Below are 381 nucleotides of genomic sequence, written 5' to 3' on the forward strand. Positions count from 1 at the left end.
GGGAAAGGTGGCGTCGGGTCGGGCGTCGATGAGCGCGCGCAGCTCCCCGTCCGACATGGCGGAAAGCGCGGAGGTGAGATCATGCATTGTGGGGGTAAGTGTACGTGCGTTTTACGGCGCGACATGTAAGAATATGAGGCATGGCTAAAGACGTTGACAAGATTGGTAACGCGAACCCGGCGTGGCCCGACCACACTCCCGGCAACGGGCACGCGATCACCGAGGTAACCTCCTCGCTCGCGGGTGCCTCCAGCCCCTACGGTGACGACCTCGTCCTCCCGCGCCCCTACGAGGAGGTCGGGTACATCCACCCGACCACGCGCATCAACCGCTAGGTTCCGGGCCGCACCGGCCCCAACTCAACCCCCGCCTAGGCGGGGG

The 381-nt window shown here is 65.6% G+C and carries 1 protein-coding gene; it reads left to right on the plus strand.

Translation table 11 applies throughout. The annotated features are described in order from the left end of the window. Window positions 1-140 precede the first annotated feature (140 nt). Entirely contained in the window at window positions 141-335 is a 195-nt protein-coding gene (locus tag B3611_RS01670) for a hypothetical protein (RefSeq protein WP_291313349.1), read from the plus strand. The last annotated feature ends 46 nt before the right edge of the window (window positions 336-381 follow it).

The sequence above is a fragment of the Corynebacterium sp. UBA2622 genome (assembly GCF_002339505.1).
Taxonomy (GTDB): Bacteria; Actinomycetota; Actinomycetes; order Mycobacteriales; family Mycobacteriaceae; genus Corynebacterium.

Coding starts and splice junctions, on each gene's coding strand:
- B3611_RS01670 (WP_291313349.1), top strand. CDS start 141: ATGGCTAAAGACGTTGACAAGATTGGTAACGCGAACCCGGCGTGGCCC.